Annotated in this window: 14 protein-coding genes; 8 read left to right on the forward strand and 6 right to left on the reverse strand. The window is 42.8% G+C overall.

Annotated features, from left to right (window positions below; all coding sequences use genetic code 11):
- The first annotated feature begins 87 nt into the window (after window positions 1-87).
- The 7 genes from L2740_RS01925 (at window position 88) to ttcA (ending at window position 6,804) form a co-directional block, all read left to right on the forward strand.
- Window positions 88-567, forward strand: a complete 480-nt coding sequence (locus L2740_RS01925) for a FixH family protein (RefSeq protein WP_248948296.1) — start codon at window positions 88-90, stop codon at window positions 565-567.
- A 65-nt stretch (window positions 568-632) separates the two neighbouring features.
- Window positions 633-3,017 (forward strand): heavy metal translocating P-type ATPase, encoded by a 2,385-nt coding sequence (locus L2740_RS01930; protein WP_248948297.1) that lies wholly within the window; start codon window positions 633-635, stop codon window positions 3,015-3,017.
- On the forward strand, window positions 3,014-3,262 hold the full coding sequence (ccoS, locus tag L2740_RS01935; protein ID WP_248948299.1) for a cbb3-type cytochrome oxidase assembly protein CcoS: 249 nt from the start codon (window positions 3,014-3,016) through the stop codon (window positions 3,260-3,262). Before L2740_RS01930 ends, ccoS begins: the two co-directional genes overlap by 4 nt.
- Complete coding sequence (locus L2740_RS01940) at window positions 3,262-3,954, forward strand: sulfite exporter TauE/SafE family protein (RefSeq protein WP_248948301.1); 693 nt, start codon at window positions 3,262-3,264, stop codon at window positions 3,952-3,954. Before ccoS ends, L2740_RS01940 begins: the two co-directional genes overlap by 1 nt.
- Window positions 3,955-4,011: 57 nt before the next feature.
- On the forward strand, window positions 4,012-4,764 hold the full coding sequence (gene etrA, locus L2740_RS01945; RefSeq protein WP_028768953.1) for an electron transport transcriptional regulator EtrA: 753 nt from the start codon (window positions 4,012-4,014) through the stop codon (window positions 4,762-4,764).
- 91 nt (window positions 4,765-4,855) lie between these two features.
- Window positions 4,856-5,788 (forward strand): universal stress protein UspE, encoded by a 933-nt coding sequence (uspE, locus tag L2740_RS01950; protein ID WP_248948302.1) that lies wholly within the window; start codon window positions 4,856-4,858, stop codon window positions 5,786-5,788.
- 80 nt (window positions 5,789-5,868) lie between these two features.
- Complete coding sequence (gene ttcA / locus L2740_RS01955; protein WP_248948303.1) at window positions 5,869-6,804, forward strand: tRNA 2-thiocytidine(32) synthetase TtcA; 936 nt, start codon at window positions 5,869-5,871, stop codon at window positions 6,802-6,804.
- A gap of 120 nt (window positions 6,805-6,924) precedes the next feature.
- On the opposite strand, the gene L2740_RS01960 is transcribed toward ttcA, so the two are convergent.
- Both L2740_RS01960 and L2740_RS01965 read right to left on the reverse strand, forming a co-directional pair.
- The gene (locus L2740_RS01960; protein WP_248948304.1) at window positions 6,925-7,548 is read right to left on the reverse strand and encodes a DUF2987 domain-containing protein; all 624 of its coding nucleotides are present in this window, start codon (window positions 7,546-7,548) and stop codon (window positions 6,925-6,927) included.
- Window positions 7,526-8,353 (reverse strand): glucosaminidase domain-containing protein, encoded by an 828-nt coding sequence (locus L2740_RS01965; RefSeq protein ID WP_248948306.1) that lies wholly within the window; start codon window positions 8,351-8,353, stop codon window positions 7,526-7,528. The genes L2740_RS01960 and L2740_RS01965 overlap by 23 nt, the downstream gene beginning before the upstream one ends.
- A 158-nt stretch (window positions 8,354-8,511) precedes the next feature.
- Between L2740_RS01965 and yvcK the strand changes: the two genes are divergently transcribed.
- A complete protein-coding gene (gene yvcK / locus L2740_RS01970; protein ID WP_248948308.1) occupies window positions 8,512-9,438 on the forward strand; it encodes a uridine diphosphate-N-acetylglucosamine-binding protein YvcK in 927 nt (308 codons plus the stop codon).
- A gap of 80 nt (window positions 9,439-9,518) precedes the next feature.
- Here yvcK and L2740_RS01975 read toward each other — a convergent pair whose 3' ends face one another.
- From L2740_RS01975 to L2740_RS01990, 4 genes are all read right to left on the reverse strand, one after another.
- Window positions 9,519-10,712 carry an amino acid aminotransferase gene (locus tag L2740_RS01975; RefSeq protein WP_248948310.1) on the reverse strand — a complete coding sequence of 398 codons (1,194 nt, stop codon included), beginning with the start codon at window positions 10,710-10,712 and terminating at the stop codon, window positions 9,519-9,521.
- A gap of 332 nt (window positions 10,713-11,044) precedes the next feature.
- Window positions 11,045-12,331, reverse strand: coding sequence for a serine--tRNA ligase (gene serS, locus L2740_RS01980; protein ID WP_248948312.1), 1,287 nt, complete (start codon window positions 12,329-12,331; stop codon window positions 11,045-11,047).
- Between the two features lie 18 nt (window positions 12,332-12,349).
- Window positions 12,350-12,724 carry a fluoride efflux transporter CrcB gene (gene crcB, locus L2740_RS01985; RefSeq protein ID WP_248472244.1) on the reverse strand — a complete coding sequence of 125 codons (375 nt, stop codon included), beginning with the start codon at window positions 12,722-12,724 and terminating at the stop codon, window positions 12,350-12,352.
- A complete protein-coding gene (locus tag L2740_RS01990; RefSeq protein WP_248948315.1) occupies window positions 12,717-14,048 on the reverse strand; it encodes a replication-associated recombination protein A in 1,332 nt (443 codons plus the stop codon). The genes crcB and L2740_RS01990 overlap by 8 nt, the downstream gene beginning before the upstream one ends.
- Window positions 14,049-14,053 lie beyond the last annotated feature (5 nt).

The following is a 14,053-nucleotide window of genomic DNA, read 5'->3' on the forward strand; positions in this document are numbered from 1 at the left end:
AGTGATAACTCACACTTTTATGGGTAAAATGACGTTTCTTTTTTCCCAGAGTTTAACAACTATTCTAATAAGTAAAGGTGGTAAATAATGTCTACTCCACAACCCTGGTATAAGCAGTTTTGGCCTTGGTTTCTTATCATACTGCCGTTATGTGCCGTTGTTGCCAGTATCAACTTATTAATCGTTGCTATTGATAATCAAGATCCATTGGTGACCGAAGATTATTACAAAGAAGGTAAAGGAATTAATATTGACCTTCGTAAGATCAAGCAAGCAAAGCAACTAGGCATGAACTACCTACTTGAGTTTGACGACAAGTATGTTGAGATCTCACAGCATGGCGGCGACACCTACCTCGCTGCATTAAGTATTAGCTTTTTCCACCCAACACTAGCTGAACGTGATTTTTCGCAAATCGTCACCGCCGATGCTAATGGGGTTTATCGAATCGATTTAGACCAGCCTATTTCAGGTCCGTGGGAAGTCAGAATTGAAGGTTATGACCAAACATGGCGCATTCAACAGCGCGTTGCATTAAAAGATGATCAAGAGTACTGGTTAAACTAAACCGCTTATGCCCTAACCCGTTGCTATCACAGCGGGTTTCAATCTTATAAAAAGAATCACATTTCATGAGTCAAGCAAACTGCTTTCATTGCAATGAACCTGTTTTAACAGGACAGCAATTTACCACCCGCATTAATGATGTTGAGCAGTTAATGTGTTGTCCAGGCTGCCAAGCTGTTTCTCAGGCAATTATCGATGCTGGACTGACCAACTATTATAAGTTCCGTACAGAACCTGGCAGTAAGCAAACTGCATTGGTTCCTGAGGAGTTGTCTAACTTTAGTGCTTATGATCTGCCTGAAGTACAACAAGACTTTATTCAACAGCGCGATTCCTTAAGTGAAGTGTCGCTGACAGTCGACGGTATTACTTGCGCTGCTTGTGCATGGCTAATAGAACATAAAATTAAAAAGCTTAATGGTGTTGCCAAAATCCAAGTTAACTCCACGACCCAGCGAGCATTGATTGCTTGGGATAGCGAAAAAATAAAGCTCAGTGAAATCCTTAACCAGATTAGTCTTATTGGCTATCAAGCCGCGCCGTTTCAGGTTGATGAGCAAGAAACGAAAAGTAAAAAAGACAGCCGTAAATTCTTACTAAGACTCGGCCTTGCTGGCTTTGCCACCATGCAAGTGATGATGTTTGCCCTCGCCCTATATTCTGGTTATTTCAGCGATCTTGATACAGAGTACCGCGATTACTTCCGTTGGGTCAGCATGCTGTTTGCCGCACCAGTCGTATTCTATTCAGCGCAACCGTTTTATTTTAGTGCAGTTCGCTCAATGCTAATGGGCAGGCTCAATATGGATGTTTCTGTCAGTATCGCGATTTGCGGCGCTTATATCGCAAGTTGTATCGAAACAATTAATGGCACAGGTGAAGTCTATTTTGAATCTGTGTCCATGTTTACATTCTTCCTATTATTAGGTCGTTTCTTTGAGCAAAACGCCCGCCAAAAGGCATCTGTCAGTTCGAGTAATCTTCATAAATTAGTACCGTTAACCGCCCAGCTAAAAACGACCGACGGTTTTGAAGAGGTGCCGGCAAAGCGTTTAGCCATTGGCGATGTAATCTTAGTTAAGCCAGGTGAAGTCATCGCAGCCGATGGTGTGGTGGTTGAGGGCACGACTGCAGTTAATGAGGCTATGTTAACTGGTGAGCAAATGCCGTTAGCCAAAGAGGTTGAAGCTGAAGTTTTTGCTGGCACCATTAATATTGAGCAGCCCATACTGGTTAAAGTAACTGCGCTTGGCCAAGATCAACTGGTTGCCGAGATCATTCGTCTACAAGAGATTGCATCAAACAATAAGCCTAAAATTGCTTTATACGCAGATAGATTTTCCAACTACTTTACTGCGGCGATTTTACTTATCGCAACACTCACTTATCTATTTTGGTATTTTTATTCACCTGAAGATGCATTTTGGATCACCTTGTCTGTGCTTGTTGCAACCTGCCCTTGTGCCCTTGCTTTAGCTACGCCAACAGCGGTTACCTGCGGCACTGCAATTATGACTCGACTGGGTATTATCACTCGCCGCTCCGGTGTGTTTGAGCGCTTGCCTAAAATTCAACATGTGGTGTTTGATAAAACTGGCACGCTGACTTTAGGTTCGCTGTCCATTGCCGAGGTTGAGCTTAGCGGCGAGCTTTCAAAGAAAGAAGCGCTAACCTATATCGCGGCACTAGAAGCAGGTTCTTTACACCCGATAGCTAAAGCGTTTACGCCATTTTTTGATAAAAGCAATAACGTCAGTGACAGGCAAAGCATTGTCGGCAATGGTTTATCTGGGTATGTGAATGGCCGCTTTTGCAAAGTGGGCAGCCAACAGTTTGTAAATGGCAGTAGTGACGTAGAAGATAGCACTACCGTTTGGTTAAGCTGTGATGGCGTTATCCAAGCTAAAGTCAGTTTGAATGATGAAGTGCGCCCTGAAACAGAACTTGCTGTTAAGCAACTAAAACAGATTGGTTGTAAGCTTAGTATTGCGAGTGGCGACAATTCGACAGAAGTTGTTGCTTTAGGCAAACGTCTTGGGATCACTGATACCCATCAAGGTTTATCGCCTCAAGGCAAACTACAACTGATCGATCAGTTCCAGCAACATGGCCAAGTTGCTATGTTCGGCGATGGCATCAATGATGCGCCAGTTCTTGCCGGCGCTAACCTGTCTATTGCAATGGGGAGCGGTGCTGCCATATCAAAAAACAGTGCTGACATTATTCTATTGGGCGATAATCTGTCCCGTTTTGCTGATGCGGTTAACGTCGCTAAGCTTACTGGGCGCATTATCAAACAGAACTTATTCTGGGCGCTAGGGTATAATCTATTTATTATTCCATTGGCGGTAACAGGTCATGTAGCGCCATATATTGCGGCAATTGGCATGTCTGCAAGTTCACTGATCGTTGTCAGCAATAGTCTTCGACTTCTTAAGGTTCGTTTATGAGCATTATCTATGTACTAATCCCAATCGCGATGATTTTTGTGTTAGTTGCTGTGGGCATTTTTTTCTGGGCGGTGAAATCAGATCAGTTTGATGATCTTGAAAAGCAAAGTGTTTCTATTTTGTTTGAAGATGATAAAGCAGATAGCGATACAGCTGGAGCTAAAAACTCAACAACCAACGCAGCAAAAAAAGCAGCTCAAACAAAAGATAACAACAATAATCCATCAAGCCCGAGTAACAACTAGTGGAAGATTACAGTTTAGTTGGTGCGCTAATAGTTGGCTTGATGGGCGCAGGGCATTGTATTGGTATGTGCGGCGGTTTAGTTGGGGCGCTGTCAGCTAACCTACCAAAGCAGCAAACAGGCAATGCATTAGTCAACCAACTAGGCTACTTGCTGAGTTATAACAGCGGCCGCATATTAAGCTACACAGCGGCCGGCGCCTTAGTCGGTGCAAGCACCAGCGCATTAGGTTTAATGTTTAACGCTGATATTTATCTGCTTGTGCTACGCGTTTTTGCAGGCGTTATGATGATAATCACCGGGCTTTATATTGCACAAATTTGGGCAGGCGTTGTACAGATAGAACGAGCAGGCAAATGGCTTTGGCGCTTTATATCGCCAATTGCAAATCGTTTTATACCAATAAAAAATCATAGCCATGCGTTTATCGCTGGCGGTTTATGGGGCTGGTTACCCTGCGGGCTGGTTTATAGCATGCTAACTTGGTCTGTTGCAGCTGGAAATGCTGTAGATGGCGCGCTTATTATGTTGGCCTTTGGTGTAGGTACTTTACCAGCACTATTAAGTGCAGGCATTGCAGCTAGCAGCTTTAGTCGTTTAGTGCAGAAGAAAGCTGTACGAATGATAAGCGGTCTTGCCCTTATCGCATTTGGCATACAAACCTTGTACGTTGCTATCGGCCAGCTTAGCTAGCTCCAAATATCAAATTAGTTTACCATAGTAGATGAACAGTCAAAATTGAGAGAGACAATGTCAGCAGATAACAACAAGAATCGTCGCCAAATGGCTTCAGGATGCGCGATTCATTGTCATGATTGCAGTATGGGTACACTTTGTATTCCGTTTACGCTGAACTCTAATGAATTAGATCAGCTTGACGAGATCATTGAGCGTAAAAAACCCGTTCAAAAAGGCGAGCCTATTTTCAAATCTGGCGACCCACTTAAGTCTTTGTTTGCTATTCGTTCTGGCACAATCAAAAGCTATACCATTACCGAACAAGGCGATGAACAAATCACAGGTTTTCATTTAGCTGGTGATGTTATCGGTTTTGACGGCATTCATTCACAGTTTCACCAAAGCTTTGCACAAGCCCTTGAAACCTCAATGGTATGCGAAATTCCTTACACTACGTTAGATGAGCTAACAGGTAAAATGCCTAAGCTTAGACAACAGATCATGCGTTTAATGAGTAACGAGATCCAAAGTGATCAAGAGATGATTTTATTACTCAGTAAAAAGAATGCAGAAGAAAGACTTGCCGCATTTATTAGCAATCTCGCTAAGCGATTCGGCAGCCGCGGTTTTTCACCAAGAGAGTTCAGACTGACTATGACTCGCGGTGATATCGGTAATTATCTCGGCCTCACCGTTGAAACTATTAGCCGTTTACTCGGCCGCTTTCAAAAAGCTGAATTAATTGAAGTTAAAGGTAAATATATCACTATTTTAGATATCGATGCCTTAAGCGAACTATCTGGTAACAGCAATATCGCAAGATAGGAATTATTCGGCCAACCGCTTGATCTAAAACAATACAAATTCATCTTATTGGTGCAAGATGAAACTAGACGATATTAGATAAGGAACCGTTATGATGGATTATCAAAAACTCCTTGTGGTTGTCGATCCTACGACAGAAAAACAGGCGGCTCTTGCTAGAGCCGTTGAATTGGCAACTGAAAGCCAAGCCCAAATCACGGTCTTTCTATCCATTTTTGATTTCTCATATGAAATGACGTCAATTCTGTCTGGTCAAGAACGTGAAGCCATGCGTGAAGGGGTGGTAAATCAACGTAAAGCTTGGCTCGAAGACATTGTAAGACCCTATGCAAAAGATGGCGTAGTTATAAATCTAGAGGTTATTTGGCATAACCGCCCTTTCGAAAGCATCATCAAGTTTGCCATAGACAATGAGTTTGACCTGATTGTTAAAAGTACCCATGAACACGACAAACTTAAATCTGTGATCTTCACGCCAACCGATTGGCACCTTATGCGCAAAGCCCCTGTCCCGGTGTTGTTAGTTAAAGAGCACGACTGGCCAGTTGCAGGTAAAATTGTTTGTGCCGTCAATGTTAGCGCCGAAGACGATGCTAACGAGTCTTTAAACGGTAAAATTATTGCTCACGCAATCAAACTTGCTAAACAATTTGATGCTCAGGTGCACTTGGTCAATGGCTACCCAGGTACTCCCGTTAATTTAGCTATCGAACTACCAGATTTCGACGCGCACACTTATAGTGAAACCATTCGCCTACAGCATGAAGAAAGGATTAACTACCTTGCTAATGCTTATGGCATTGCCGTTGAAAATTGCCATGTGAAAGAAGGTTTACCGGAAGACGTCATCCCCGATCTCGCCGCTAAGCTCGATGCTGAACTCGTCATCTTAGGTACGATTGGTCGCACAGGCCTTTCAGCAGCATTAATCGGCAATACAGCTGAACATGTAATTGATAGCATTAACTGCGACCTACTTGCGATAAAGCCTGATGGCTATAAATCGCCATTAGAAGAGCTATAACCACTTTCTAGGCTTTACCAAAGCCCATTAAGCTGGAATAATACGCGCCCTGAACTATTGTGTACTAGGCGCGTTTTTTTATGTCCGAAGAATTAACTCCAAAACAAGTAACCCGCATGTCAAAACTGCAGAAGCGTTTACGCGCTGAAGTGGGTCGTGCAATTGGCGATTACAACATGATTGAAAATGGCGATCGTGTTATGTGCTGTCTTTCAGGCGGTAAAGATAGTTACGCCATGCTTGATATTCTGTTGAATCTTCAGAAACGTGCACCGATCCAATTTGAAATTGTTGCGGTTAACCTAGATCAAAAGCAACCAGGCTTTCCTGAAGACATTTTGCCTGCATATTTAGACACTCTAGGTGTTGCGTACCATATTCTTGAGAAAGATACCTACTCTATCGTTAAAGAGAAGATCCCTGAAGGCAAAACGACTTGTTCATTATGCTCGCGTCTACGTCGTGGTACGCTTTATGGTTTCGCACAAAAAATTGGCGCCACTAAAATTGCACTAGGTCACCATAGAGACGACATTATTGAAACCATGTTCCTCAACATGTTTTTCGCTGGCAAGATGAAAGCCATGCCTCCTAAGCTATTGTCTGATGACGGCGCAAATATGGTGATCCGCCCATTAGCTTATTGCCGTGAAAAAGATATTGCTGAATACGCTGGTTTGAAAGGCTTCCCTATTATTCCGTGTAACTTATGTGGTTCTCAGGAAAACCTTAAGCGTGCTGCAGTTAAAGATATGCTTGTGCAGTGGGATAAGCAGCACCCAGGTCGTATTGAAACCATCTTTACCGCAATGCAGAATACCTCACCGTCACAAGGTGTTGACCGCGAGCAATTTGATTTCTTAGCATTGCAACGCGATCCTGATGCGCCTATGCGTGGTGATGTAGCAGAATCAGACTTGCCTGCTTTTGATTTTGTCGATGTAGCCAACAATGGTCACATTAACTTAGATGCGGCTTCACGCATCGATGTCGTCAGCACTTATACGCCTGACTAAACGCTAACTTTGAGAGCTAACTGGTGTTTGCTTAATTGCACTAGCTCAAATGATAAAAAAGCCCTGCAAAGCGATATGCCTTGCAGGGCTTTTTATTAACTCACGATTAGAACTGAAAAATTACTTTGCAGTCCAAGGGCTAATAACTTTAGGTGCTACCGATGTTTTTAAGCGAGATAAATCATTTAGCTCACTGGTAGTTAGGCGGTAGGTACCCGTAACAGGGATCGCTTTATCATCGATATATACTGTCGCATCGCCATCAAACTCGAGATTTAACCCTGCTATGTCAGCAGCAAAATAACGCATTGGAAAACCTTGCATACGGTCAAGTAAGGCATTCATTTCATCAGCGACCTGCTGTAGCTCACTTTGGCTATATTCCTGCTTAGTATTTTTAGCTCGAACCTGCATAGCAATAGCGCAAGTATCAGCGCTCCCTTGCACATCTAGGTTAATGAGCGCGCGATCAGATTTAAGCTGACTGTCATAAGGTAAGAATAGGCGCTGATCTTTGGTGATCGTTAAGGGAAATGAATCCTTTTCCGTTGTGATAGTGCCACTGTTCACATGGCAGCCATTGGCTTTTGAAACAGAAAAGGCGAGTTCAACCAGTTGATAGTTGCCTTTATTCACTTGTTTCAGGCGCTGATAAAAACCTTGATACTCAAGAGATATAGGCGCAGCTTGGCTTGCACTAGCAAAGCCTAATAAAATACAGCTAAACAGCAGTTGTTTTTTCATTGTTATCCACTAAAAATCGTTGGTTTTGGCGTAGCATTTCAAGTAACTCATCAATATAAGCTTCTTGACGCTCAGAGTAATTAATTAGTCCGTATACGAGATCTTGTGCTCGTGGAGTTTTGTTTTGTGCACGTAAATCTGCTCGAATTGAACGTAATAACGAGTACGCCGCATTTGAATTTAAGTTGCGCATATATGAAGCTACAGAGTCTTCAACAGTCTTAAACAGGGCGACTTCGTGAGATAACCCCTGAGTTCGAGATTGCGGTACTAAACCACAACCTTTTCTAAAACACCACTGACCGAAAAAATTAAGTCCTTCTCGTGCAAATCGTGATGTGCCCCAACCTGTTTCATTTGCAGCCTGTATAAGCACCATTTCTTCAGGAATAACATCAACCCGAACAAGCAAGGTATCGATGTTTGCCAAGGTTAAACTTCTTAACGTGTATTGATACTTCTCTGAAATCTGCTGTAAGCGGAACTCATCTGCATCCGTCAATTCCTTTGCGCTAACAATTTGATTGCGAATGTTGATTAGAAAGTCGCGTTCGTCCTGAATAACCGCATTTTGATGCCTAATTGATGGCCTCAAAAAATCAAAAAAAGCGGCCTTTTTTTCGCTAACGACCTTAATCGCAGCAAAGTCAGGAACGACATTAGCCACGGCAGTATTTTTTACTGCTTTACCTAACTGTTGAACCTTCTCGTCTTCTGACGGAATAAAAATTATTTTGACCCAAAGGAATAGCACAATGACTAACCCTATTGCGATGGTAAATAGACCAATTTTGCCTGTTTTCACTCATTCTCCTTTATCGAATTGAATGCAATACGTGATTTAAAGCTTTTGCCATTATATGCTAGCTCGCCTTGATAATACATCGGGAAAATATTTGCGAATTTATGTATAATTCGTTTTTAACTCATTATTTTGGGTATTCAGGAAGGAGACCCCCTGCAATGAAATCAAATAGGCTGAATCAATACAATCATGTGGTAGCCATAGGTGGCGGACATGGTCTTGGCCGAGTTCTCTCAGCATTATCATTTTTAGGCCCAAAGCTTACAGGGATAGTAACAACGACTGATAACGGTGGCTCTACTGGCCGTCTTCGTGCGGAAAAAGATTGTATCGCTTGGGGAGACTTACGTAATTGCTTAACCCAGTTAGCAAGGCGACCATCGATTGGCTCGCTGCTATTTGAATACCGCTTTAACGGTGAAAGCGAATTAACTGGCCATAACCTTGGTAATTTAATGTTAATGGCGCTCGACGAGCTATGTGTTCGCCCTTTAGATGCCGTTAATTTGGTAAGAACCTTTTTAAATATTGATACGCGCCTTATCCCAATGTCTGAGGAGCCAACCCACCTTGTAGCAATGCAAGCCTGTGGTAAAAGCGTATTTGGCGAGACTAATGTCGATAAAATGCAGGATACCCCCATTGCACTTTCGCTTGATCCTCAAGTAGAAGCCACCAATGAGGCCTGTGAAGCGATAAAATCCGCTGAGCTCATCATATTAGGGCCCGGTAGCTTCTTAACAAGTGTAATGCCACCGCTGCTATTACCTAGAATAGCAAACGCATTGGCGCAGTCTAATGCCGAAGTCATTTTGATCGATAACTTAACTAAAGAACCCTCTCCTATCGCTGATTGCAGTTTGGCGCAAAAAATCAGCTGGTGTCATCAAGTGCTTGGTCTAAAGATAATTGACCAAATTTTGTGTCATGGTGAGCACTCTTACCAAGATGGAAACATCAGCTACTATCCACTGAGAAGTAGTCATCATATCGGTTTACACGACCGACAAGCGCTGGCTGACGCATTATCTTACATGGTTAGTCAGAATACTTGCTTAGCCGATGTGAATATTGAATCAGCTTAACTTGCGCTGAAGTAACAATCGTCGCGGTTACAAAAAACAAAAAAGGACCCTAAGGTCCTTTTTTAAGCTAAGCGTGAGACTTACAGCACTTTGGCAATAGCAGCGCAAATCACTGGCATATTAGTCTTAGTCATACCTGCAACGCTGATACGGCCTGAGCCAACAATATAAACAGCAAACTCATCTCGTAGACGGTTAACTTGCTCTTTGCTCAAACCAGAGAAACTAAACATACCGTTTTGATTAGAAATAAAATCAAAGTTCTGGGTAACACCAGCAGCTTTTAGTGACTCTACAAACAATGTACGCATTTCAGCGATACGCTCACGCATCTCTTGCAGCTCGTCATGCCATAACTGCTTTAACGCCGCATCTTCTAGGATGGTGCTAACAATTAATGCACCGTGCGCTGGTGGGTTTGAATATGAAGCACGAATAGTGCTCTTAATTTGGCTAAATGCGTTAACCGTTTCCTGACTAGTTGAGCCAACTACCGTTACCGCACCGATACGCTCGTTGTACAAACCGAAGTTTTTCGAGAAAGAGTTTGCAACAATTAGTTCGGGGACAGTATTAGCAACAATTCGTAGACCTTGTGCATCTTCTTCAACGCCAGCACCAAAACCTTGGTATGCAAAGTCAAATAATGGCACTAAGCCCTTAGCTAAACAAAGTTCAGCAATTTGTTGCCATTGCTGGTTATTTAAGTCAATACCCGTTGGGTTATGACAACAACCATGTAGCAGCACTAAATCGCCTTGCTGCGCAGTTTCTAAATCGCGAACCATAGCTTCGAAATCAAGAGAATGCGTTTCAGCCTTATAATAGGTGTATTCTGCGATTTCTAAGCCAGCGGTACTAAAGATATTGTTATGGTTTGCCCATGTTGGGTTGCTGATCCAGATTTTCTTAGAGTCTGTATGACGGACTAAAAATTCAGCTGCAACGCGTAAAGAACCTGTACCTCCCGGCGCCTGAGCTGTTAATGCACGGCTGTCGGTAACAACACTATGCTCAGCACCAAACAATAAACTCTGAACAGCACGGTTGTAAGCTTCAACACCTTCCATGCCTAAGTAACTTTTGCTTTTTTCAGTCGCTAATAATTTTTCTTCAGCAAACTTAACTGATTTTAGGATAGGCGTCTGGCCGGATTCATCTTTATAAATACCAACACCTAAGTTCACTTTTTCTTCGCGAACGTCAGCTTTAAATGCATCTGTTAAGCCTAAAATTGGATCGGCTGGGGCCAGTTCAACCTGGGAAAATATCATGACGGCTTTCCTAAATATTAGAAGTGTAGGGTTTTCGCGTGTAGTTATAACATTGAAGCCTTTTCGGAGAAAGAGGCATTTAAGAGTAATGGTAATAAATGCGGCTTAGGCAAAGTTTCCTTAGTTTTTAGCCTATTTAGCTAGCTATTTATCAATAATATCCAGCTATATCGATAAATATGTAAATACATCAAAATGAAATAATTTTAGGTCAAGTTGTAACTAGCTTTAAACTATACCTAAACTTTATCAACGTTTTAAATTAGCCAATAAAAAAGCCTTCAACTTGCGTTAAAGGCTTTTAGTATTACCTAGGGGTAGCTAAAAATCGATTAACCGATTTTTTCTAAGCCGCCCATGTAGCCGCGTAATGCTTCAGGTACAGTGATTGAACCATCAGCATTTTGGTAGTTTTCAAGCACCGCAACTAGTGTACGACCCACAGCTAGACCAGAACCGTTTAGCGTATGTAGTAAGCTTGGCTTCTTATCTGCTTTGCCTTTGTAACGCGCTTGCATACGACGAGCTTGGAAATCTTGCATGTTGCTGCAAGAAGAGATCTCGCGGTAAGTATTTTGCGCCGGCAACCATACTTCAATATCGTATGTTTTAGCTGAGCCGAAGCCCATATCACCAGTACATAACACAACTGTACGGTATGGTAGACCTAATTTTTGCAAAACAGTTTCAGCGTGAACCGTTAGCTCTTCTAGTGCCTGCATAGACTCTTCAGGCTTAACTAGCTGAACCATCTCAACTTTATCGAACTGGTGTTGACGGATCAAACCACGAGTATCACGGCCATAAGACCCCGCTTCGCTACGGAAACATGGCGTATGAGCTGCAAACTTAATTGGCAGGTCTTCTTCTTCGATGATTGCATCGCGCACTAAGTTAGTCAGTGGCACTTCAGCTGTTGGGATTAGGCTTAGGCCTTGGCCTTCTTCAGTCGCTGGTTTAGTGTGGAAAAGATCTTCACCGAACTTTGGTAACTGACCAGTACCTAATAAGCTGTCTTCATTAACAAGTAATGGCACATAAGCTTCTGTATAACCGTGTTCAGTTGTGTGCAGATCAAGCATAAACTGAGCTAGTGCACGGTGCATACGTGCAATCTGGCCTTTCATCACGATAAAACGTGAGCCAGTGATTTTAACTGCGTTTTTAAAGTCTAGACCTGATACGTTTTCACCAAGCTCAACGTGGTCTTTAACTTCAAAGTCGAATTCTTTTGGAGTGCCCCAACGACGAACTTCAACGTTTTCAGTTTCGTCAGCACCAATTGGCGCAGATTCGTCTGGCAGATTTGGCACGCTCATAGCGATTGAGTTTAACTCTTCAAGTAACGATGCCAGTTCAATTTTCTTAGCATCAAGTTCTTCGCCTAGCGTACCGACCTTTGCCATAATCGGCGCAACATCTTCACCTTTAGCTTTAGCTTGACCAATCGATTTAGAAATAGCGTTACGCGATGCTTGTAACTCTTCAGTCGCAACTTGTAGCGACTTGCGCTTTTCTTCAAGCTTGCTTAGACGTTCAACATCTAAAATAAATCCACGGGTAGCTAAACGCTCGGCGGTAACTTCTAATTCATTACGTAAATATTTTGGATCTAGCATATTTTATTATCTTAATAGTTAAAAACGAGAAAACACTAATTGTTGTCCGAGATACACGACGAATATACACACGCCAACATTAACAACAACATTCAATATGGCTTTTACCAAATAACCTTCTTGCATCAGCAATAAAGTTTCATTGGAAAAAGTTGAAAACGTGGTGAGAGCACCTAGCATACCCACACCAATAAACGCCTTAATCTCTGGGCTAAGTTCGCTTACTTGGCCAAGGGCAAAAATTACCCCCATAAGAAACGAACCTAAGATATTGACCATCAGTGTACCAAAAGGAAATCCACTACCAAATACCTGAAGCATCAATAATGAGATAAGATAACGAAAAACTGCACCAATTGATCCGCCTAAGGCGACAAAAAGAACATTATTCATATCTTTTAACCTCACTTTGTTCATCTAACTGCTTTAGTTGCGCCAACTTATCTTTAATGCGCTTTTCAAATCCACGTTCTGTTGGATAGTAAAAACGCTGTTCAGCTAGCGCGGCTGGCAGATATTTTTCACCACTAGCATAGGCATTAGGTTCATCGTGGGCATAACGATAACCTTGTCCATAGCCAATTTCTTTCATCAGTTTAGTTGGCGCATTACGCAGGTGTTCAGGTACGGGTTCATGCCCAGTTTCTCGGGCAAGCTGACGAGCCTGAGCAAATGCAGTATAAACAGCGTTACTTTTTGGCGCACTTGCTAAATATAGCACTGCTTGTGCAATCGCTCGCTCGCCTTCTGATGGTCCTACTCGGTGAAAACACTCCCAAGCATTTACTGCCACAGTCATCGCCATAGGATCTGCGTTACCGATATCTTCCGATGCGATAGCCAGTAAACGTCTGCCAATATATAAGGGGTCGCAGCCGCCTTCTAACATACGGCAATACCAATAAAGCGCTGCATCAGGCGCTGAACCACGAATGGATTTATGGACTGCGGAAATTAAGTCGTAATACTGATCGCCGTTTTTATCAAAACCAGCAAGCTGTTGCCCAGCGACTTCAATAATCATTTGCTCGGTGAATGCTTCACCATCTTTGAGCATATCGCTCATCAGCTCGACTAAATTAAGTGCTTTTCGAGCATCACCATCACAGGTTTGAGCAAGCTTGATTGCCACATCTGGCGGCATTAATAACTTACGTTTACCTAATCCACGTTCTTCATCTTCAAGCGCTTGCTGCACTATTTGGGTGATCTCTTGTGGCTCGAGCTGCTTGATTAAATAAACACGAGCTCGAGACAGCAGTGCGTTATTGATTTCAAATGAAGGGTTTTCTGTGGTCGCGCCGATAAAAATAACCGTACCATCTTCAATAAATGGCAAGAAGGCATCTTGCTGGCTTTTATTGAACCTATGCACTTCATCAACGAATAGCAGTGTGCGTTGCCCTCTAGATTGGGCCACGCTTTTTGCATGCTCAATCGCACTACGGATCTCTTTAACACCCGAAGTTACCGCTGAGATCCGTTCCACATGTGCATTAGCATAATGTGCGACTAACTCTGCAAGTGTGGTTTTTCCTGTTCCTGGTGGTCCCCAAAACATCATAGAGTGAGCACGACCTGCCTCTAAGGCTTGGCGCAATGGCTTGCCCTCACCTAATAGGTGCGCCTGACCAATATATTGCTCTAACTTTTCAGGCCGCATACGCGCGGCTAATGGTCTAAAATCCGGGGCAAAATCGAAGCTAAAACTAGACACGGTGA

Source organism: Shewanella pneumatophori (assembly GCF_023283895.1).
In the GTDB taxonomy this organism is placed as follows: domain Bacteria; phylum Pseudomonadota; class Gammaproteobacteria; order Enterobacterales; family Shewanellaceae; genus Shewanella; species Shewanella pneumatophori.